The organism is Streptomyces sp. MK37H (assembly GCF_018035285.1).
In the GTDB taxonomy this organism is placed as follows: Bacteria; Actinomycetota; Actinomycetes; order Streptomycetales; family Streptomycetaceae; genus Streptomyces; species Streptomyces endocoffeicus.
Genome location: NZ_JAAAYH010000154.1, coordinates 1 through 18,422, shown reverse-complemented (window position 1 = coordinate 18,422; position 18,422 = coordinate 1). Strand labels below are relative to the sequence as shown.

Sequence of the window (18,422 nt, the reverse complement as noted above, 5' to 3'; positions counted from 1 at the left end):
CGAGACCCTGCGCTGGGGCTGGGATCTGCCCTCCACCTGGGACCCGGTGTTCTCCTCCAAGGGCTGGGATGTCCATCTGCTGTCGCTCGTCTACTCCGGGCTGACCCAACTCGATGCCGAGGGCGGCGCCAAGCCCGCGCTCGCCTCCTCCTGGCGCTACTCCCACGACGGACGGCGCCTCACCTTCGCCCTCCGTCGGGGCCTGCGGTTCTCCGATGGCACACCGGTGAACGCCGAGGCCGTCAAGAAGAGCCTCGAGCGCGGCAAGAACCACCCCAAGTCCCTGATCGCCTCCCAGCTGACCACCATCGACGCGGTTCGGGCGCCCGACCAGCACACCGTGGTCCTCGAACTCACCGAGGCCGACTACCAGTTGCCCGCGCTGCTGGCCGGGAAGACCGGCATGGTGGTCAGCCCTGCCGCGTTCGGGAAGGACGAGGCGCGGCTGGCCACCAGGCCGGCCGGCCACGGCCCGTTCCGGCTGGTGTCGTACACCCAGAACTCCATGGCGAGCCTGCGCCGCGACCCCGGCTACTGGAACGCCGAGCACATCGCCGTCGAGCGCTTCGAGGCGTTTCCCAAGCCCGATGAGACCACGGCGCTCGCCGCGCTCCAGTCCGGGCGGCTCAATGTGGCCCAGATCCCGTTCAGCCAGGTCGAGGCGGCGCGGGAGGCGGGCTTCACGGTGCAGCTCATTCCGTCGATGGTGGTGCGCGTCCTGGATGTGAACACCACCATGAAGCCCTTCGACGACCCCGCCGTCCTCAAGGCCCTGAAGTACGCCGTGGACCGCCAGGCCCTGCTGGACAGCGAGCAGTTCGGCCATGGCGAGGTGGACCACCAGCCCTTCCCGCCCGGCTACCCGGGCTTCGACCCGTCACTCGGCGCGGTGTACCGGCACGACCCGGAGCGGGCGCGCGCACTGCTCCGTGAGGCCGGGTATCACGGCGGTGTCGAGGTGACCATCACCACCGCCCAGCCGCAGGGCGCGCCCGAGCAGCTGCAGGCGCAGCTGAACCGGGTCGGGTTCCGGGCCCGGATCGAGGTCATCCCCGAGGCGCGGGCGTCGCAGGTGGTGTACGTCCAGCACTCGCGTGCCCTGTACATCGACCAGTTCGCCGGGCGGGAGTCACCGGTGCAGGCGATGCAGGTGCTCTTCGGCGCGGAGGGGCTGATGAACCCCTCACGCCGTACCACGCCCGAACTGGACGCGGCCGTGGCCGCGGTGCGCCGCACCCCGCTGGAGTCGCCGCGCTATCCGGAGGTGCTGCGGGCGGCCACCGCGGTGGCGGTGCGCACGATGCCGAACGTGTTCCTCTACACGGTGCCGCGCGCCCTCGCCCGTACGTCCTCCGTGTCCGCCATCCCCTCGCTCCCGGTGGTGCAGCGGTTCGAGGGGGTGACGGCCGGATGACCACGCTCACCGCACACCTCGCGCGCACGCGCCGGAAGTCCGTGCGCCAGGCCCGTCTGCCACGCTCGCTGGGCCGGGTCCTCGCCACGGCGGGCACGGTGTTCCTGCTGTCCTCCGCGCTGACCTTCGGTCTCGGCGCGCTCTCCGGGGCCAATCCGGCGGCGGCCGTACTCGGCGAGACGGCGACGCCCGCCGACATCGCCCGGATGAACCATCAGTTCGGCCTCGACCGGCCGCTGTGGGAGCAGTACGTGTCATGGCTCGGGCATGCCTTCACCGGCGATCTGGGCCGCTCGTGGTTCACCACGGTCCCGGTGGCGACGAGCATCCGGCAGGCCATTCCGGTGGATCTGTCCATCGCCGGGCTCGCGCTGCTGATGGCCGTGGTGCTGGGCGGGGCCGCCGGTGTCGCCGCCGCGCTCAGGGCGGGCGGACGGCTGGATCGCGCCGTCACCGCGCTGTGCGCGCTGCTCGGCACCCTGCCCGGTTTCGTCGTGGCCATCGCGCTGGTCACGGTGTTCTCGCTGAAGCTGGGGTGGTTGCCGTCCGGTGGCTATGTGCCGCTGGACATGGACCCCGCGCAGTGGCTGCGGTACACCGTGATGCCCGCGTTCGCGCTGAGCCTGGAGGCCGCGGCCGCCATCGCCCGTCAGCTGCGCACCTCGCTGGTGGGGACGTTGCGGGAGAACTATGTGACGGGCGCGGTGATGCGTGGACTGCCCGCCCGGCGGGTGGTGTTCGGCCACGCCCTGCGCAACGCCGCGGGACCCGCGCTGACGGCGCTCGGGATGAGCGTGCCGATGCTGCTCGGCGGTGCGGTGGTCACCCAGCAGATCTTCGCGCTGCCCGGGCTCGCCCAGCTCACTCTGCAGTCGGCGGAGCAGCACGACATCCCGGTGATCCAGGGGACGCTGCTGGTGACCATCGCGGTGGTCCTGGTGGTCAATGTGGCCGTCAACGCGGCGCTGCTCGCGCTGAATCCGGCCGCCCGGCGCCGGGAGGTGACGCGCTGATGAGGACGTTGCGACAGGCGTGGCGGCCGACTTCCGCCAAGGTGGCGCTGCTGGTGCTGCTGGCCATCGCGCTGCTGGCGGTGTTCGGCGGCCGGCTCGCGCCCCATGACCCGCTGGCCCAGAACCCCCGGAACATGCTGCGCGGGCCCGGCCCCGGCCATCTTCTCGGCACCGACTACCTGGGCCGCGATGTGCTCAGCCGGCTGCTGGAGGGCAGCGGCCGCTCGGTGGCGGGCGCCGTGGAGGCGGTGGCCGCCGCGATGGCGGTGGGGGTACCGACCGGGCTGGCCTCGCTGTGGATGGGGCGGGTGGGCGAGTGGCTCGCGCAGCGCGCCGTCGACGCGCTGATGACACTGCCGTTCACCGTGTTCGCCATCGCGGTGGTGGGCGCGCTGGGCAATGGGATGCACCAGGCCATGCTGGCGCTCGGGGTGCTCTACGCCCCGCTGTTCTTCCGGATGACCCGCGCCGCCGGCTTGAGTCTGCGGCACGCCCAGTACGTGGAGTCGGCCGAGTTGTTCGGCGCCTCGGTCGGCCGGGTGCTGCGCACCCACATCTGGAGCAAGGTCCTGCCGACGGTCATCGTCACGGCGGCCCACGCGCTGGCCACCTGTCTGCTGGTGGTCTCCTCGCTGACCTTCCTCGGGGTCGGTGTGCAGCCGCCCGCCGCCACCTGGGGCGGCATGCTCGCCACCGATCTGGGCTTCCTCACCCAGCAGATCTGGGCGCCGGTGTTCCCGGCCGCGCTGATCGTCATCACCGCCGGTGCGCTCAATCTGCTGGCCGACGCCGTACGGGACGCCGGGGCGGAGGAGTTGCTGCCCGGCGGCGCTCCGGACCCGGCCGCCGGTTCCCCCGGCGCCACCGCCGAATCCCCCGACACCACCAAGGAGCGGGCCGATGCCGCACTCCCCGTCGTCTGACCCCGCCACGCCTGCCACGCCCGGCGCGCCCACCGACCAGTCAGCCGCACTGTCGGTCGAAGGACTCGGCGTCACCGTCTCGTCCGGGCGGCTGACGGCCGTACGCGATGTGTCGTTCACCGTGGGCCGCGGTGAGGCCGTCGGCCTGGTCGGCGAGTCCGGCAGTGGCAAGACCCTCATCTGCCGGTCGGTGCTCGGACTGCTGCCAGCGGGCTGCGCGGTGTCCGAGGGCGAGATCACACTGGCCGGTGAGGCGCTGACCGGGCTGTCCCGCCGGGAGTGGGACCGCGTACGGGGCACCCGGGTGGGCGCCGTCTTCCAGGACCCCGCCTCGTATCTCAACCCCTCGCTGACCGTGGGCCGTCAGCTGACCGAGGTGCTGCGGGTGAAGCTGGGGCTGGACCGGGCACGGGCCGATGCGCGGGCCGCCGAGCTGTTCGCCGCCGTCGGGCTGCACGACCCCGCCGAGGTGGCCCGGCGACATCCGCATGAGCTGTCCGGCGGAATGCTGCAGCGTGTGCTGATCGCCGTGGCGGTGGCCTGCGCACCGGATCTGCTGGTGGCCGACGAGGCGACCACCGCGCTGGATGTGGTGGTCCAGGCCGAGGTCCTGGAGCTGCTGGCCCGCATGCGCGCCGAGCACGATCTGGCGCTGCTGCTGGTCAGCCATGACCTGGCGGTGATCGCCGAGGTGTGCGACCGCGTACTGGTGGCGTACGCCGGGGAGCTGGTCGAGGACGGCCCGGCCGAACGGGTGCTGAACGATCCCCTGCATCCGTACACCGAGGCGCTGTTGCGCGTGGCCACGGTCGGCGACTGGGAGCGGCGCGGGCTGGAGGTGATCCCCGGCGCGCCGCCCGAGGTGGGCGCGCGGCTGCCGGGCTGCCGGTTCGCCGACCGCTGCGCGTTCGCCGCGCCCGAGTGCCTCAGCGGTCCGGTGCCGCTGCGGGAGACGGCCGACGGGCGGCGGGTGCGGTGCGTCCGCGGCGAGGAGCTCGATCTGTCGCGAACCGGTGCGCACGGCACCCGGGAGGTGGCGGCATGAGCGGGCTGCTGGAGCTCTCCGGGCTGACCGTGGCCTTCGGCCGGCGGGGCGCGCGGCCGGTGCTCGATGGCGTGGAGCTGTCCGTGGGCGAGGGGGAGATCGTCGGGGTCATCGGGGAGACCGGCTCCGGCAAGACCACACTGGCGCGTACGGCCGTGGGGCTCGTCCCGCCGCGCTCGGGGCGGGTGGTCTTCGACGGGCGCGAGATCTCCGGGCTGCGGGGGCGGGCGCTGCGCGCGTTCCGCCGTTCGGGGCAGCTGAGTTACGCCTTCCAGGATCCGCTGCGGGCGCTGGACCCGGAGCTGACGGTCCGGCGGGCCGTGGCCGAACCGCTCGCTGTGGCGGGGGACCTCGGCGACCCGGACATCGCCGCCCGCGTGGACGAGGCGCTGGAGACGGTCGGCCTGGACGCGGCGCGCCTCGGCGATCGGCTGCCGGGCGCGATCTCGGGCGGTCAGCGCCAGCGGGTGCTGCTCGCGCGGGCGATCGTCACCCGGCCCCGGCTGCTGATCGCAGATGAGCCGGTGAGCGCCCTGGACGCCTCCAACCGCAATCGGGTGCTGCGGCTGCTGGACCGGCTGCGCACCGAGCGCGGGATGGCCGTCGTGGTCATCTCGCACGACCTCAGCTCGCTGGCGGGCATCGCCGACCGGGTGGCGGTGCTCTACCGCGGCCGGGTGGTGGAACAGGGGCCCGTACGGGAGGTGTTCGGCCGGCCCCTGCATCCGTACACCGCGCTGCTCATCGCCTCCGCGCCGAGCGTACGGGCCGAGGGCGGGCCGGGCGCGGCGGCGCTGCGACCGTCGGCCGAACCGCCCGCCTGGACGGCTCGGGAGGGCTGTGTCTTCGCCCACCGCTGCCCGTTCGTCGCCGACGCCTGCCGCACCGCGCCCGTACCCGCCCCGGTGGGCCGGGGGCGCACGGCCGCCTGCCATCGGGCACCCGAGTGGCGTGAGCTGATCGCCGACCCGGTCACCGCACAGGGGCCGCCGGAGACCGGGCTGCTGGAGACGGCCCCGTAAAGATCTCCTAAATCACTCTGAACGCAACTCGTGCGCCGCCCGTATCCACTGCCGGGTTGTGCTCGTCGCGGATGAGTGATCCCGTAACCCCCAACAGGAGGTCATGAGTTGAGCCATAAACGGGTACCCAAGCGAAAGATCGTGTTCGCGGGGGCCGGGGCCGCCGCCGTGGCGGCAGCCGCGATCATCCTGCCCAACGCCAACGCCTCACAGGACGACAAGGCAGAGGCCGCCCAGCCCAAGAAGGTGGACGCCGCGTCGGCGGCGGACATCGCCGCGGAGCTCGCGTCGCAGCTGGGCGAGGCATTCGGCGGGGCCTACTACGACAAGGACAAGCAGCAGGTCATCGTCAATGTCGTGGGCGACAACAACAATGTGAACGTCCAGGTCAAGAGCGCCGGGGCGGTGGCCAGAAAGGTCGACAACAGCACCAAGGCGCTGCAGACCGCCGCGAAGACCCTCAAGACCAAGGCGACCATCCCGGGCACCTCCTGGTCGGTGGACCCCAAGACCAATGAGCTGCGGGTCACCGCGGACTCCACGGTCACCGGGGCGAAGTGGGACACCCTCGAGTCCACCGTGAAGTCGCTGGGCGACGGCATGGCCACCCTGAAGAAGTCCACGGGCGAGTTCAAGCCCTTCGTCGCGGGCGGCGACGCCATCTTCGGCGGCGGCGCGCGCTGCTCGCTCGGCTTCAACGTCACCACGGACAGCGGCGCCCCGGCGTTCCTCACCGCCGGTCACTGCGGCGTCGCCGCCGAGCAGTGGTCGGACTCGCAGAACGGCGCGGCGATCGGCACCGTGCAGGACGCCACCTTCCCCGGTGACGGCGACTTCGCGCTGGTCACGTACGACGACGCCAACACCGAGGCCCCCAGCACGGTGAACACCGGCGACCAGACCGTGGACATCGTCGGGGCGGGCGAGGCCACGGTGGGCCAGCAGGTGCAGCGCATGGGCAGCACCACCGGGCTGAACGACGGCTCGGTCACCGGTCTCGACGCGACGGTCAACTACCCCGAGGGCACGGTCAGCGGGCTCATCCAGACCGATGTCTGCGCGGAGCCCGGCGACAGCGGCGGCCCGCTGTTCAGCGCGGACGGCCAGGCCATCGGCCTGACCTCCGGCGGCAGCGGTGACTGCACCTCCGGCGGTGAGACCTTCTTCCAGCCGGTGACGACCGCGCTGGAGGCGGTCGGTGCGAAGATCGGGGACGGCGGTGCGGCCGGAGGCGGCGGCGCGGCGGACGACGGTGGCGCGGCGGACGGCGGCGCCGCTGACGGCTCCGGGGCCGCCGGGGACGGCGCGGACGGCGCCGGTGGGGCCGCCGACAACGGCTGATCCCACCCGACCGGGTGTCCCGCGCCGTCACCGCGGGACACCCCGGGAGCCGCGATGCGGGGCGGCGGCAGCTCAGGGGCCGGACAGCCCCGCGCGCACCCGCTCCACCGTGATCGGCAGATCGCGGACCCGCGCCCCCGTGGCGTGGTACACCGCGTTGGCGATCGCCGCCGCCGTGCCGACGATGCCCAGCTCCCCGACGCCCTTGCTGCCCATCGGGTTGAGCTCGTCGTCGTTCTCCTCGAGCCAGTGCGCCTGGACATCGCGCACATCCGCGTTGGCCGCGATGTGATACGTGGCGAGGTCGTGGTTGGCGAAGTCGCCGAACCGCGGGTCCGTCTCCAGGTTTTCGTGCAGCGCCATCGACAGCCCCATGCACATGCCGCCGCGCAGCTGCGAACCCGCCGTCCGGGGGTTGATGACGCGTCCGGCGGCGAACATCCCCAGCAGCCGGTCCACCCGCACCTGGCCGGTGACGGCGTCCACCCGCACCTGAGCGAACTGGGCGCCGTAGGCGTGGCGCGAGAACGCCCGGCGCGCCTCGACATCCTCGGCGGTGTCCGCCCGCTCCTCCAGCCCGCCGGGCGGGATCGCGCCGGAGACCTCGTCCAGCCGCTTGGTCAGCGCCCGGCACGCCTTGGACACCGCCCAGCCCCACGAGCTCAGGCCCATGGAGCCGCCCGCCCACGGCGCCTGGCCGTAGGCGCTGCGGCCGATGTCGAGGGTGACCCGGTCGATCCCCACACCGAGTTCGTCCGCCGCCACCTGGGTCAGCGCGGTGCGGGCGCCGGTGCCGATGTCGGCCGCGGCGATCCGTACGGTGAAGCCTCCGCCGGGCTCGGCGCGGGCGGTCGCGGTGGAGGGCCAGGTGAGGGCGGGGTAGTTGCACGCTGCCACTCCGGTGCCGAGCAGCCAGTGCCCCTCCCGGCGGCGCCCCGGCGCGGGGTCGCGGCCCGCCCAGCCGAAGCGCGCCGCGCCCTCCCGCAGACAGGCCACCAGATTCCGGCTGCTGAAGGGATGACCGGTCCCGGGGTCCACGGACGGCTCGTTGGCCACCCGCAGATCGACGGGGTCCACGCCCAGCGCCACGGCCAGCTCGTCCATCGCGCTCTCCAGCGCGAACATCCCGGGCGCCTCGCCGGGGGCGCGCATCCACGAGGGCGTCGGCACGTCCAGCTGCGCCAGGCGGTGGGTGGTACGGCGGTGGCGCGCGGCGTACATGACGCGGGTGCAGGTGACCGTCTGCTCGCAGTACGGGGTGAGCGTGGAGCTCTGCTGCAGCGCGTCGTGCCAGATGGCGGTGAGCCTGCCGTCCCGTTCGGCGCCGAGCCGGATGCGCTGGAGGGTGGGCGTGCGGTACGAGACCATGGTGAACATCTGCTGCCGGGTGGCCGCCACCTTGACCGGGCGGCCCACGGCGCGGGCGGCCAGCGCGGCGAGCACCGTGGGCGGGCGGGGAATCGCCTTGGAGCCGAAGCCGCCGCCGGTGTGGTCGGCCACGATCCGGACGGCGCCCTCGGGCAGGCCGAACAGCTCGGCCAACCTGGCGGCCGTCATCCAGGGGCCCTGGTCGCCGTTGTAGAGGGTGAGCGTGTCCCCGTCCCAGACGGCGATGGTGGCATGCGGTTCCATCGTGGCCGTGTGCTCGGGGGGTGTGGTGTACGTGGCGTCGAGGACGACCGGCGCCGCGGCGAGGGCGGCCTCCACATCGCCGGTCTCCGTGTGCCCCGGGTAGCCGCCGTTGACCGTCTCGGGGACGAAGATGCGCGGATCGCCGTCCATCAGCTCGGCGTCGTGGTCGTCCACGTCGTACTCGACGCGCACGGCAGCGGCGGCCTGACGGGCCGTCTCGAAGGTGTCCGCCACCACGGCCGCCACGATCTGCCCCCGGTAGGCGACCTCGGGGGACTGCAGGACGGCGAGTTCGGGGGTGTCGGTCGGGCGCAGCCGGGCCACATTACGGCTGTCGAGCACGGCCACCACGCCCGGCAGGGACAGCGCCGCGACGGTGTCGACGGCGCGCACCCTGCCGCGCGGGATGGTGGACTGCACCGCCCACGCGTACAGGGCGTCCGGCACCGGATACTCGTACGCGTAGAGCGCGGCACCGGTGACCTTCTCGCGCCCTTCGACACGGGTCACCTCGGTGCCCACGGTCCGCTGGAGCGTGGTCATCGCCGCCCTCCCACGAGGTCGCGCACGGCCGCGGTGATGACGTCCACGGCGAGGTCGATCTTGAACGCGTTCTGCGGCAGCGGGCGCGCCGGGGCGAACTCGGCCCGGGCCGCCTCCCGCAGGCGCTCCTCGGTCGGCTGCCGCCCGGTCAGCAGCCGCTCGGCCTCGCGGGCCCGCCAGGGGCGGGTGCCCACGCCGCCGAGCCCCAGCCGGATCTCCCGCAGTGTGCCGTCGGCCTCGGTGGCCACGACGGCGGCCACCGACACCAGGGCGAAGGCGTAGGACCAGCGGTCGCGGACCTTGCGGTAGGACATGGCGGCGCCCTCGGGGGGCGGTGGCAGCTCGACACCGGTGATCAGATCGCCGGGCTGGAGCACCGTCTCGCGGTGCGGGGTGTCACCGGGCAGCAGATAGAAGTCGTTCAGCGGCACCGCACGGGGGCTGCCGTTCACCCGCCGCAGATGGACGACCGCGTCGAGCGCGGCCATCGCCACCGCCATGTCCGAGGGGTGGCCGGCCACGCAGAAGTCGGAGGTGCCGAGCACGGCCAGGTCGCGGTGGAGGCCGTGGACGGCCGAACAGCCGGTCTCCGGCCGCCGCTTGTTGCAGGGTTTGGTCACGTCCTGGAAGTACACACAGCGGGTGCGCTGCAGCAGATTGCCACCGGTGGTGGCCACGGTCCTCAGCTGCCCGGAGGCGCCGGACAGCAGCGCTTCGGCCAGCGCGGGGAACCGCTCGCGGATGCCCGGGTCCCCGGCGAGGCGGCTGCCCGGGACCAGCGCGCCGATGAGCACACCGCCGTCCGGGCGGTGCTCGACGGTGTCGTACGGGAGCCCGGCGATGTCGACGAGCAGTGCGGGCTCGGACACCCCGAGCTTCATCAGGTCCACCAGATTGGTGCCCCCGGCCAGGTACACCGCCTCGGTGGAGTCGGCCACGAGCGTGGCGGCGGTCTGGGGGTCGGTGGCGCGCTCGTAGCCGAAGGGCTTCATCGCGCCCCTCCCGCCGCGCCGGCGCGGGCGGGCGCCCCGCCGCCGTCGGCCCCGGCGACCTCGCGGATGGCGGCCACGATGCCGGGGTACGCCCCGCAGCGGCACAGGTTGCCGCTCATCCGCTCCCGGATCTCGTCGGCGTCCAGCTCATCCGGCGCGCCGACCCCGGCCGCCATGTCCTCCGTCACATGGCTGGGCCAGCCGCGCGCGGCCTCGGTGAGCGCGCCGATGGCGGAACAGATCTGGCCGGGTGTGCAGTAGCCGCACTGGAAGCCGTCGTGGTCCAGGAACGCCCGCTGCAGCGGGTGGAGTTCCTCCGGGGCGGCGAGCCCCGCCACGCCCTCGATGGTGATGATGTCCCGGCCCTGTGCGGCCACGGCGAACACCAGGCAGCTGTTGACGCGCTCCCCGTCGATCAGGACGGTGCAGGCCCCGCACTGCCCGTGGTCGCACCCCTTCTTGGCCCCGGTCAGCGCCAGGTGTTCGCGGAGGGCGTCCAGCAGGGTCACCCGGTGGTCGAGGGTGAGGGGGCGGTCGGCACCGTTGACACGCAGCGCGAAGTCGCTGTGAAACGCGTGAGCTGTCACACCCCTCAGCCTGGCATCGGGGTATGCGTCCCGCATCTTCAGCGTGGGCCGTCCGGCCCCGGCTCCGGTGGGTCGTCGGGCACCGGGGGCAGCCGCAGATGTGCCAGGTCCGGTGGGATCGGGGAGCTGGGGCGGTAGAACGGCGGGGCCACGTCGGCGGCGGGCGAGTCGGCCAGCCGGAAGCGGTCCCGCAGCCGGTGGTAGAACTGCGTCGGCGTGAGCCGCACCAGCCGCAGCCGGACCGGTGCCCGGTAGGCCGCCACCCAGTCGCCCGGATTCAGCACGCCGCGCAGCTGCCCGTCGAGGCTGACCGCCACCTGCCCCGAGGTCGGCAGCACCCGTACGGCGACGGGTTCGTCCACCGCGGCCACCACGGAGCGGTCGAAGGCGATGTGCGGGGCGACCGGGGTGAAGACCACCGCGTCCAGGTACGGGGAGACCACCGGCCCGCCGGCGGCGAAGCTGTAGGCGGTGGAGCCGGTCGGGGTGGCCACGATGATCGCGTCGGCCGAGTACGAGGCGAGCAGTTGCGCCGACACATACACGCCAAGACCGGCCTGGCGGTCGCGGGCGAGCTTTTCGAAGACCACGTCGTTGACGGCGTTGACATCCAGCGGAATGCCCCAGCCGGCCTCCTCGGGGCCGCCGCGCCCGGGGCGGACCTTGGGCGGGGGCGGTACGGGACCCCGCCCGTAGCGCAGCAGCGCCTCCATGCCCTCGGGCATCTCCAGCGGCCGGGACGCCCGCAGGGTGAGCAGCATGCGCTCCTCGATCGTGGCCCGGCCCTCGTGGACGGCGTTCAGGGCGTCTTCCACCTGGTCGACGCTGATCTCGGTGAGGAAGCCGACCCGCCCCACGTTCACGCCCAGCGCCGCGGCCCCGTTCCTGGCGGCGAGCCGGGCACCCCGCAGGAATGTGCCGTCGCCGCCGAAGGTGACGATCAGATCGGGGTGGCCGGCGGCCGCGGACTCCTCCTGGGCGCTGCGCCGGGGCTGGTCGCCGCGCCAGACGTCCAGCTCGAAGCAGGAGATGCCATGCGCGGCGGCCCATGCGCGGGCGGTGCGGGCCGCCGCGACGGCGGTGGGGCGGGCCTGGTGGACGACCATGCCGAGCCGGTTGACAGCCATGGCCCTTCCACCGTAGAGCGGCCGGCCCCGAAGCGCCCATCGGGCGGACACGGGGCGGGCTCGGGGCGGGCTCGGGGCGGGCGGCCTGGAACCGAACATCCGTCCTGATCTATGGTGTTCAGCGGCACAGAGACCTGCGTGGGAACCACACCGCATCCGTACGGAGCCAGGGGGATGGTGCAGCAGATGGCGAGTGAGAGACGAACCGCGCTGATCGAGGGGCTGATGGAGCGTTTCCCTCAGGTGCCCCGGGAGGCCGTGCTCAAGGAGGACCTGCTGCGCGGCGGCATGGCCTTCGACGAATCCGCGCTCAGCGGCAACGAGGACGGCGACGTCAAGCCGAAGTCGTACTTCATCTTCTCGTTCGACCACCGCACCCTGCCGGAGCTGGGCGCCGCGGCCCTCAAACGGCCGCCCGAGGAGATCGTGCTCACCGGCGGGCCGTACGAGCTGCGCCGCACCGTGGTGTCCGTCCGCGTCAACCCCACGTCGCCGTATGTGGTCCGGGCCGGGGAGGACGGTGCGCTGGGGCTGTATCTGGACGGTGCGCGCATCGCCGATGTGGGGCTGCCGCCGATGCCGGACTACTACCGCCACACCCTGTCGAACGGCAAGTCGGTGATGGAGGTCGCGCCGACCATCCAGTGGGGCTATCTGGTCTATCTGACGGTGTTCCGGGTGTGCCAGTACTTCGGCGCCAAGGAGGAGTGCCAGTACTGCGACATCAACCACAACTGGCGTCAGCACAAGGCGGCGGGCCGCCCGTACACCGGGGTGAAGCCGGTCGAGGAGGTGCTGGAGGCGCTGGAGATCATCGACCGCCATGACACGGCCCGCACCTCGCAGGCGTACACCCTCACCGGTGGCGCCATCACCTCGCATGTGGGCGGCCGTGACGAGGCCGACTTCTACGGCCAGTACGCGAAGGCCATCGAGGAGCGCTTCCCGGGCCGGTGGATCGGCAAGGTGGTGGCGCAGGCGCTGCCCAAGGAAGATGTCCAGCGGTTCCACGACTACGGGGTGCGGATCTACCACCCCAACTTCGAGGTGTGGGACCGGCGGCTGTTCGAGCTGTACTGCCCGGGCAAGGAGCGCTACATCGGCCGGGACGAGTGGCACCGCCGGATCCTGGACTCGGCCGAGGTGTTCGGCGCCCGGAATGTGATCCCCAACTTCGTGGCGGGCGTGGAGATGGCCCAGCCGCTCGGCTTCGCGTCCGTGGCCGAGGCGATCGACTCCACCGCCGAGGGGCTGCGCTTCTTCATGTCGCACGGGGTCGTGCCCCGGTTCACCACCTGGTGCCCCGAGCCGACGACACCGCTGGGCAAGGAGAATCCGCAGGGTGCCCCGCTGGAGTACCACATCCGGCTGCTGGAGACCTACCGGGCGACGCTCGAGGACTTCGGGCTGTCCTCGCCGCCCGGATACGGCCCGCCGGGGCCGGGGCGGGCGGTGTTCTCGGTGAGCTCGTTCATGGACAGCCTGCCCGCGGTGGACCCGGACCCGGAGCCGGTGGCGCCCTGACAGCCACGACGGCGCTCTGACACCGACGGCGCTCTGACACCGACGGCGCCTTGACGTGGCCGCCGCCCCCGGCTCGGCGGGACCCGTTCACCCGGCGGGACTCGTTCAGCCGACGTGGACGTGGGGGCGGTGGCCGCGGTCGGGCTCGGCCTCGCGGAGCACCTCCCGGGTGACGGGGGCCACCTCTCCCTGGCCGAAGAGGAAGAAGCGCAGGAAGTGGGCCAGCGGATGGCCCTCCGTCCACTCGAAGTAGATGTGCGGGCGCTGCCCGGTCATGTCCCGCACCCGCAGCAGCAGCGCCGCCAGCGCGTTGGGGATGGTGGCGCTCTGCAGGGTCAGCACGCGGTAGCGGCCGTGCACCACCTCGCCGCACACCTGCAGCTCGCTCTCGAACTCGGACGGGTCGGCCACCGTGACCTCGACGAAGATGATGTCGTCCTCGGGCGGGATGTCGTTGTCCGCCCGGATCTGGTGCTGCTTCTCGCGGTATTCGGCCAGGTCACGGCGTTCCGGTTTGTTGGCGATGAAGCGGATCCTGCGGTGGGCGGTGTCGCGGACGAATCGCTCGGCCAGGGCGTCGAACGTCACGCTGGTGACCCGTAGCTCGAACGCCCTCGCCACCCGGGACAGCAGCGACACGGCCATGATGCCCGCGATGAAGCAGGCGCCGATCTTGACGCCGTCGGGCCGTTCGATGACGTTGACCGCGGTGGTGTACAGGAAGATCAGCGAGATGACACCGAAGCCGATGGTCCAGCCGCGCTGCCGGGCGCGCCGGGCGGCGATGGTGACGGCGATGGCGGCCGAGGTGATGAGCACGAGCACCCCGGTGGCGTAGGCGCCGCCCTGGGCGTCCACATCCGCCTTGAAGAGCCAGGTCACCAGGAACGCGATGGCGATGAACACCAGCACCATGGGACGGACCGCGCGCGCCCAGTGGGGTGCCATGCCGTAGCGCGGCAGATAGCGGGGCATCAGGTTGAGCAGTCCGGCCATGGCCGAGGCGCCGGCGAACCAGAGGATGGCGATGGTGGAGGCGTCATAGACGCTTCCGAACGCCGAGCCCAGGTACTCATGGGCGAGATAGGCCAGGGCGCGCCCATTGGCCTCGCCACCCGGTTCGAACGCCCGCTGCGGGATCAGCAGGGTCGTGATGAAGCTGGAGGTGATGAGGAAGATGCTCATGATCACCGCGGCGGTGGTCAGCAGCTTCCGGGCGCCCTGGATGCGTCCGGCGGGGCGCTCCTCGGTGTCGCCCGGCTTGCCCTCGATATGCGGCATGACGGCCACGCCCGTCTCGAACCCGGACAGGCCGAGGGCCAGCTTCGGGAAGATCACCAGCGCCACGCCGACCATGACCAGGGGACTGCCGCGCTCGGCGACCAGCGCCTGAGACCAGTCGGGGATCACGTGGGGCGCGGTGCACACATGCCACAGCCCGACCGCCACCACGACGGCGTTGAGCAGCAGATAGACGGCGACCAGCGCCACCGCGATCCCGATGGCCTCGGTGAACCCCTTGAGGAACACCGCCCCGAGCATTCCCACCAGGATCAGGGTGACGGCCACCTCATGGCCGCGCAGGGGCGCGGTGAGATGCGGGTTCTCCACCAGGTGGGCGGTGGCGTCGGCGGCGGAGAGGGTGATGGTGATGAGGAAGTCGGTGGCCGCGAAGCCCAGCAGGGTGAGGACGAACAGCTTGCCCTTCCAGAAGGTCAGCAGCCGTTCCAGCATCGCGATCGAGCCCTGGCCGTGCGGGCTCTCCTCTGCCACTCTGCGGTACACCGGCAGCGCGCCCACCAGGGTCACCACCACCAGCACCACGGTGGCCAGCGGGGAGAGCAGCCCGGCCGCCAGGGCGGCGATACCGGGCTGGTAGCCGAGGGTGGAGAAGTAGTCCAGACCGGTCAGGCACATCACCCGCCACCACCGCTGGCCCTGGTGTGCGCCCTCCGGCTCGGCGTGCGGGCCGGGCTGGCGCTTGGCGATGTCGGTCAGGCCCTCCAGCAGCCATGCGCGCAGCCGGTGCCGTGCCCCGCCGTCGGAGGCGGCGCCGCCAGAGGTGGAGGAGACCACGGGGTGCTCCCGTCGTACGGCGAGAGGGGTCCCCGGCCATCGGTGAGACCCTTCGGTCAGCGTATGCGGCGCGGCCGGCCACCACCCGGCCGGTGCCGCCGGCCGAAGGACATCGCTTTCTCAGTGAGTTTTCATCTTCGGTCCGTACGGTTGCGGCACATGGACACCACCAAGACCGACCAACCGACCGACACCGCAGCGCAGCCCGCAGAAGCCGAGGAAGCCACGGCGGAGGGTGTCCCGAACGCTGTTTCGGACCAGCAGGAAACCCCGGACCCGAAGGAAACCCCGGACTCGCTGGAAGCATCAGACCCCGCCGACGACATCGCGCCCCCTCCCCCGGCCACCACACCGGGCGTCGTCCCCGGCGCCGCCTCGGTCGTCGCCGCGGGCCTCGGGCTCGCCTCGCTCTCCGGCACCTGGCTCGGCACCATGCTCCAGGAGCGCAAGCAGCTGACCGGCCAGATCAAGGCCCAGTCCGGGTCGGCCGCCGATCAGATCTCCGCGGTGTACGGCACTCCGTGGCACACCACGGCCCTCGTCAACGGGCTGTTCGCGCTGGCCGCCGTGGTGATCGCCGCCGTGGTGCTGCTGCGGCAGCGGCGGCCCGTCACGGCCGGGGCACCCTGGGTGACCGCGGTGGCCTGGGGAGCGGTGGCGCTGGGCGTGATCGGTCTGCTGATCGCCGCCGCCATGGGGCTCGACGTCTTCAGCGATCTGCCGAAGGTGCCCGCGTCCCCGAACGCCCCGGCCGGCTGACCCATCCGAGCGCGCCCCGTGGACCGGATGGATCCGGCGGGGCGCGCTCCCTCGGGCGGGCGTGTCGCGATTGAGGTCCCGACATCGGGACACCCGCGAAGGGGACAGGCCGTCCGGCCGCCCCGGCGGAGAGGGCCATCAGGACGGCACGGACTTCCCGCCTACGGAGTTTCCCGCCGATGAGCCGTTCCACCACGCACTCCTCCGACCGGCACGGAACACCGCGTACGCCGGATACGCCGGACCTGCCGGAGACCTCGCGCGCACCGGACGCGCAGGACGCACCGGACGCATCGGACAGCGACCACGCACCGGACAGCGACCACGGGCCGGACGGGTCCGGCGCACGGCAGGGCCAGGACGCCCGGACCGCCGTCACCGTCTTCGTCGCCCTCGGTGCCAATCTGGTGATCGCGCTGGCCAAGGCCGCCGGCGGAATCTTCGCCGGCTCCCCCGCACTGCTCTCGGAGGCCGCTCACTCCGTCGCGGACAGCCTCAACGAGGTGTTCCTGCTCGCCTCCCTCAAACGCAGCAGGCGGGCCCCCGACGACCAGCACCCGTTCGGCTACGGCAAGGAGCGCTACTTCTGGGCGCTGCTGGCCGCCGTCGGCATCTTCGTCATGGGCGGCTGCTTCTCCTTCTTCCAGGGTGCCGAAGCGCTGAGCGCGGGCAGCTCCGAGGACCACAGCGGCTATCTGGTGGGCCTCGGGGTCCTGGGCGTGGCGCTCATCGCCGAGGGCTCGTCGCTGGTCCGGGCGCTGGTCCAGGTGCGCGGGCACGCACGGGAAGCGGGCCGCGGCATGGCGACCGAGCTGCGCAGGGGTGACGACCCCACACTGCGCACCGTTCTGGCCGAGGACTCCACCGCCTGTCTCGGCGTGGTGTTCGCCCTGCTCGGCATGTGGCTGCACATGGTCACCGGCCAGGTGGTCTACGAGGCCACGGCCTCCTTCCTGATCGGGGCGCTGCTGGTCTATGTGGCCTACCGGCTGGCCAGGGAGTCGCGCGGGCGGCTCATCGGTGAGGCGATCGACCCGGTCCAGCGCCGGGAGCTCCGCCGGTTCCTCGAGGCGCAGCCGGAGATCGACACCGTGACCACGCTGCTGACGATGCGTCTGGGCAACGACTCGACGCTGGTGGCGGCCCGGGTCGACCTCGTCCCCGGACTCGACAGCGAAGAGGTCGAGGAGGTTCTGGTGCGCGTCAAGACGGCGATGGCGGAGTTCTGGCCGCAGGCCGACCAGATCTTCCTCGATGTCACCGACGCCTCGACCAGGGACCGGGCGAAGGCGCGGGCGGACCGCCAGACGCTGGAGGAGACGGTGGCGGCCGTGGAGCGCGAGGAGGCCGGGGCGTGAGATTGGCCCCGGCGGGCCTGGGTACTCGGTGAAAACCAGCCCACAAAAAGCGAACTCATGTACGGAGGCAGAACTGATGGGCCTCGGCGGTTGCATTTTGATGATCGCGGTGGGAGGGATTCTCACCTTCGCCACCGACTGGAACGCCAACGGCTTCAACGTCCACCTGGTCGGCCTGATTCTGATGGCGGTCGGCATCATCGGCACATGCGCGTATGTGAGTGTCTATAAGCGTCGGCGCGTTGTCGAGCCGGGCGCCGTGGCGCCCCCGGTGGTCGAGGAGCCCGACCATCACCGGCACCACCACCACTACGACTACTGAGTGCCGGCCAGTCCCCTTTCCGACGAGGTGGCCCCCGCCGCGGGTGGGGGCCACCTCGTCGTTCGTACGACTCCCCCGGGAGGGCAGACGCGATGAGCAGCGAACGCACCTCGGACCAGGACGCCCGTGGCCGCCGGGCCGCGCTGTTCGATGTGGACGGCACGCTCGTGGACACCAACTATCTGCACACCGTCGCCTGGTGGGAGGCGATGCGGCAGGCGGGGCACACGGTGGGCATGCGGGAGATCCACCACACCATCGGCATGAGCTCCGACAAGCTCATGGACCGTCTGCTGCCGGAGGACCGGGACCGGTCGGGGGACGAGCGGATCAGCACCGCGCACAAGACCCTGTACGCGGAGTACTTCCCCCGGCTGCCCGCCCTCGACGGCGCCTCGGACCTGCTGCGCACCCTGGCCGACCGCGGCTGGTACCTGGTGCTGGCCAGCTCCGCCTCGCAGGACGAACTCGCCGCGATGCGTGCCGCGATCGGCGCCGACGAGGGCATCGGGACCGTGCTCAGCTCGGACGACGTCGAGGAGGGCAAACCCGCGCCGGATCCGGTCGAGCAGGCCCTGGAGCAGGCCGGGGTGCCGGCCCGGAACGCGGTCTTCGTCGGTGACACCGTGTGGGACGCCGTGGCGTGTGTGAAGGCCGGGGTGCGCTTTATCGCGCTGCAGTCCGGTGGCATTCCCGCGGAGATGCTGTTGGAGGCCGGTGCGGACGAGATCTACCGCAATCCCG

16 protein-coding genes are annotated in these 18,422 nt (G+C 72.3%); 11 read left to right on the top strand and 5 right to left on the bottom strand.

Annotated features, from left to right (window positions below; genetic code table 11):
- The 6 genes from GWI24_RS21895 to GWI24_RS21870 form a co-directional block, all read left to right on the top strand.
- Positions 1–1,414 (top strand): ABC transporter substrate-binding protein (locus GWI24_RS21895; protein WP_210947616.1); only part of this gene is annotated, 1,414 nt, incomplete at its 5' end.
- The gene (locus GWI24_RS21890) at positions 1,411–2,427 is read left to right on the top strand and encodes an ABC transporter permease (RefSeq protein ID WP_210947615.1); all 1,017 of its coding nucleotides are present in this window, start codon (positions 1,411–1,413) and stop codon (positions 2,425–2,427) included. The genes GWI24_RS21895 and GWI24_RS21890, both read left to right, overlap by 4 nt.
- Entirely contained in the window at positions 2,427–3,350 is a 924-nt protein-coding gene (locus GWI24_RS21885; protein WP_210947614.1) for an ABC transporter permease, read from the top strand. The genes GWI24_RS21890 and GWI24_RS21885 overlap by 1 nt, the downstream gene beginning before the upstream one ends.
- On the top strand, positions 3,328–4,395 hold the full coding sequence (locus tag GWI24_RS21880; protein WP_210947613.1) for an ABC transporter ATP-binding protein: 1,068 nt from the start codon (positions 3,328–3,330) through the stop codon (positions 4,393–4,395). Before GWI24_RS21885 ends, GWI24_RS21880 begins: the two co-directional genes overlap by 23 nt.
- On the top strand, positions 4,392–5,417 hold the full coding sequence (locus GWI24_RS21875) for an ABC transporter ATP-binding protein (RefSeq protein WP_210947612.1): 1,026 nt from the start codon (positions 4,392–4,394) through the stop codon (positions 5,415–5,417). Before GWI24_RS21880 ends, GWI24_RS21875 begins: the two co-directional genes overlap by 4 nt.
- A gap of 108 nt (positions 5,418–5,525) precedes the next feature.
- The gene (locus GWI24_RS21870) at positions 5,526–6,758 is read left to right on the top strand and encodes a S1 family peptidase (RefSeq protein ID WP_210947611.1); all 1,233 of its coding nucleotides are present in this window, start codon (positions 5,526–5,528) and stop codon (positions 6,756–6,758) included.
- Positions 6,759–6,830: 72 nt separating this feature from the next.
- Here GWI24_RS21870 and GWI24_RS21865 read toward each other — a convergent pair whose 3' ends face one another.
- The 4 genes from GWI24_RS21865 to GWI24_RS21850 are packed head-to-tail and all read right to left on the bottom strand — an operon-like array spanning position 6,831 to position 11,639.
- Complete coding sequence (locus GWI24_RS21865; protein ID WP_210947610.1) at positions 6,831–8,933, bottom strand: xanthine dehydrogenase family protein molybdopterin-binding subunit; 2,103 nt, start codon at positions 8,931–8,933, stop codon at positions 6,831–6,833.
- On the bottom strand, positions 8,930–9,925 hold the full coding sequence (locus GWI24_RS21860) for a xanthine dehydrogenase family protein subunit M (RefSeq protein WP_210947609.1): 996 nt from the start codon (positions 9,923–9,925) through the stop codon (positions 8,930–8,932). The genes GWI24_RS21865 and GWI24_RS21860 overlap by 4 nt, the downstream gene beginning before the upstream one ends.
- A complete protein-coding gene (locus tag GWI24_RS21855; protein WP_247616702.1) occupies positions 9,922–10,548 on the bottom strand; it encodes a 2Fe-2S iron-sulfur cluster-binding protein in 627 nt (208 codons plus the stop codon). Before GWI24_RS21855 ends, GWI24_RS21860 begins: the two co-directional genes overlap by 4 nt.
- Positions 10,549–10,550: 2 nt before the next feature.
- Positions 10,551–11,639: an NAD(+)/NADH kinase gene (locus GWI24_RS21850; protein ID WP_210947608.1), complete on the bottom strand. Its 1,089-nt coding sequence runs from the start codon at positions 11,637–11,639 to the stop codon at positions 10,551–10,553.
- Between the two features lie 186 nt (positions 11,640–11,825).
- Here GWI24_RS21850 and GWI24_RS21845 point away from each other — a divergent pair, with 186 nt between their 5' ends.
- A complete protein-coding gene (locus tag GWI24_RS21845) occupies positions 11,826–13,163 on the top strand; it encodes a radical SAM protein (protein WP_210947607.1) in 1,338 nt (445 codons plus the stop codon).
- A 105-nt stretch (positions 13,164–13,268) separates the two neighbouring features.
- On the opposite strand, the gene GWI24_RS21840 is transcribed toward GWI24_RS21845, so the two are convergent.
- Positions 13,269–15,239: an APC family permease gene (locus GWI24_RS21840; protein ID WP_210947606.1), complete on the bottom strand. Its 1,971-nt coding sequence runs from the start codon at positions 15,237–15,239 to the stop codon at positions 13,269–13,271.
- A 159-nt stretch (positions 15,240–15,398) separates the two neighbouring features.
- Between GWI24_RS21840 and GWI24_RS21835 the strand changes: the two genes are divergently transcribed.
- From GWI24_RS21835 to GWI24_RS21820, 4 genes are all read left to right on the top strand, one after another.
- Positions 15,399–15,998, top strand: coding sequence for a hypothetical protein (locus GWI24_RS21835; protein ID WP_210947605.1), 600 nt, complete (start codon positions 15,399–15,401; stop codon positions 15,996–15,998).
- A gap of 179 nt (positions 15,999–16,177) precedes the next feature.
- Positions 16,178–17,356, top strand: coding sequence for a cation diffusion facilitator family transporter (locus GWI24_RS21830; protein WP_210947604.1), 1,179 nt, complete (start codon positions 16,178–16,180; stop codon positions 17,354–17,356).
- A 76-nt stretch (positions 17,357–17,432) separates the two neighbouring features.
- Entirely contained in the window at positions 17,433–17,678 is a 246-nt protein-coding gene (locus tag GWI24_RS21825) for a hypothetical protein (RefSeq protein ID WP_138912926.1), read from the top strand.
- 92 nt (positions 17,679–17,770) lie between these two features.
- On the top strand, positions 17,771–18,422 hold a 652-nt coding region (locus GWI24_RS21820), incomplete at its 3' end, for an HAD family hydrolase (protein ID WP_210947603.1).

Excerpts from the sequence above, each read along its gene's own strand:
- GWI24_RS21890 (WP_210947615.1), top strand. The coding sequence starts at position 1,411 with ATGACCACGCTCACCGCACACCTCGCGCGCACGCGCCGGAAGTCCGTG.
- GWI24_RS21885 (WP_210947614.1), top strand. The coding sequence starts at position 2,427 with ATGAGGACGTTGCGACAGGCGTGGCGGCCGACTTCCGCCAAGGTGGCG.
- GWI24_RS21880 (WP_210947613.1), top strand. The coding sequence starts at position 3,328 with ATGCCGCACTCCCCGTCGTCTGACCCCGCCACGCCTGCCACGCCCGGC.
- GWI24_RS21875 (WP_210947612.1), top strand. The coding sequence starts at position 4,392 with ATGAGCGGGCTGCTGGAGCTCTCCGGGCTGACCGTGGCCTTCGGCCGG.
- GWI24_RS21865 (WP_210947610.1), bottom strand. The coding sequence starts at position 8,933 with ATGACCACGCTCCAGCGGACCGTGGGCACCGAGGTGACCCGTGTCGAA.
- GWI24_RS21860 (WP_210947609.1), bottom strand. The coding sequence starts at position 9,925 with ATGAAGCCCTTCGGCTACGAGCGCGCCACCGACCCCCAGACCGCCGCC.
- GWI24_RS21855 (WP_247616702.1), bottom strand. The coding sequence starts at position 10,548 with ATGCGGGACGCATACCCCGATGCCAGGCTGAGGGGTGTGACAGCTCAC.
- GWI24_RS21850 (WP_210947608.1), bottom strand. The coding sequence starts at position 11,639 with ATGGCTGTCAACCGGCTCGGCATGGTCGTCCACCAGGCCCGCCCCACC.
- GWI24_RS21845 (WP_210947607.1), top strand. The coding sequence starts at position 11,826 with ATGGCGAGTGAGAGACGAACCGCGCTGATCGAGGGGCTGATGGAGCGT.
- GWI24_RS21835 (WP_210947605.1), top strand. The coding sequence starts at position 15,399 with ATGGACACCACCAAGACCGACCAACCGACCGACACCGCAGCGCAGCCC.
- GWI24_RS21830 (WP_210947604.1), top strand. The coding sequence starts at position 16,178 with ATGAGCCGTTCCACCACGCACTCCTCCGACCGGCACGGAACACCGCGT.
- GWI24_RS21825 (WP_138912926.1), top strand. The coding sequence starts at position 17,433 with ATGGGCCTCGGCGGTTGCATTTTGATGATCGCGGTGGGAGGGATTCTC.